The 1,657-nt window shown below is 38.7% G+C and carries 1 protein-coding gene; it reads right to left on the reverse strand.

The window, feature by feature from the left end; all coding sequences use genetic code 11:
• Positions 1–114 precede the first annotated feature (114 nt).
• A protein-coding gene (locus tag QUA03_RS28835; RefSeq protein ID WP_333217143.1) for an IS5 family transposase occupies positions 115–1,535 on the reverse strand; the annotation gives its coding sequence in 2 pieces (ribosomal slippage) (positions 115–941 and positions 941–1,535; 1,422 coding nt in all).
• Between the last annotated feature and the right edge of the window lie 122 nt (positions 1,536–1,657).

A 1,657-nucleotide genomic window follows, 5' to 3' on the forward strand; every position in this document is an offset into this window, starting at 1 on the left:
TAGGGCTTGCTGAAAAAGTCAGAAAACAGCATTGCGAAAAATGAGTGAATTCGAGATCGCCTTGACGAGATAAGTTTTATTCAACTTTTATTCAGTAAACATGATTTTTGCTAATCAGTAAAGGTAGAAAACCTGAAAAAAGCTGTTTGTTCTAAAATAGACAGAAAAAAGCCAAAAAGCCTGCCGTAGCAGGGAGGAAAGATTCATTACTAGAAAAGTTATGGCGATGGCTGTACCAGAAGTATTAGAAAGTTTAGCCATCACTCTACCAAGACTAAATCTTCTTTTAGCTTCTCCAAATTTTCCCTCAATTGAGTTACGAATTCTCTCGTCTGACTGAGCCTGTTTTTTCGTTGACTTGCTGATATTTGTCGGGGGCCTTCCTAGAGGGGGACCACTCATTCTAATCCCTCTTTCTTTGCACCACGCTCGATTTTCTCTGGTTCGATAAATTCGATCTACATGAATTGATTCAGGATAGAATCCCGTGAACCGTTTAAATTCTTCTACTTGTTTCTTTAAGTCTACAGACTCGTTAAAATTATCCCAACTAATCCGGTCTAGAAATACATAGCCATTACGACAACTCGCTGACAGCTTTGCCCCAAATTCGACGGATTTCCCGGCTTTTCCTCTAACTATCGGGCGGATGTGTGGTTGTGTTAAACTTACTATTCGGTCATCTATACTGTTTTTTTTGTTTTCATACATCCATAATTGTTGACGGTAGACTTCTGTTGCCACTAACAGCATTCTATAATAATATTTCCTCAGAGACTGTAGCTCTCCCATACCATCGATATGAGCTAAATTTCTTTTGATATATTGGAGTTGTTTTTTAATCGCTTTTCTTCGTACTTTTCGTGATGGTTTCCGGTTTTTTGCTACTGTTAAGTATGCTTTTCTGGCTGTGTTTCGATAGGTTCTTGGTTTTTTTTTTCGGGTGATTTAATTTGAGTGTGTAGAGCATCTATGATTTTTTCGGTATATTCCCTCCCTTGATTTAATAGTCCTAAGTCTGTCGGATATTTTATGTCTGCTGGAGCACAGGTTGCATCTAATATTAATTTTCCTTGATTTTTGTGTTCACTTATTCCTGATGACTTTTTTTCGACTTCCTCTCCTGGCAGTTCTGTCTGCTCTTTCACCATTTTTTCGTTAATTTTATTGATTAGGTTGACACCTATTCTTTGCCGAAAATGAACGAACATTGATGAGTCAAAGGGTGAAGCATCACTATAAGTAGTCATGCCTATAAAGTATTGTAGGTATGGGTTTTCTCTTATTTGTTCTACTGTTTCGGAGTCACTTGTTCCTAACCTTTCTTTAATTATTAATGCCCCTAATGCTATCCGAAACGATTTCGCTGGTGCTCCTGTTGAGACTGTAAAATTTTGAGCATATTCGGCTTCAAATTCTGACCACGGAATTATTTTGGCCATGATTACCCAACGATTATCCTCTGACAATTTCCCCTCGAAGGGCAGGTCAAAGTTGGATGGTGGGTTTGGGCTTGGGTCAACTTTTCGGTACATTACGAAAGTGATGCTGTACTAGGCTTTTGACTGATTTTAGCTCAGAATCTTACACATGCTCAGCGCTGTCAGGAGCCAAAGTCTTTTGATGTAAGGGTTTTAGGCTTTTTCAGCAAGCCCTA

Source organism: Microcoleus sp. S36b_A4 (assembly GCF_036700645.1).
GTDB lineage: Bacteria > Cyanobacteriota > Cyanobacteriia > Cyanobacteriales > Microcoleaceae > Microcoleus.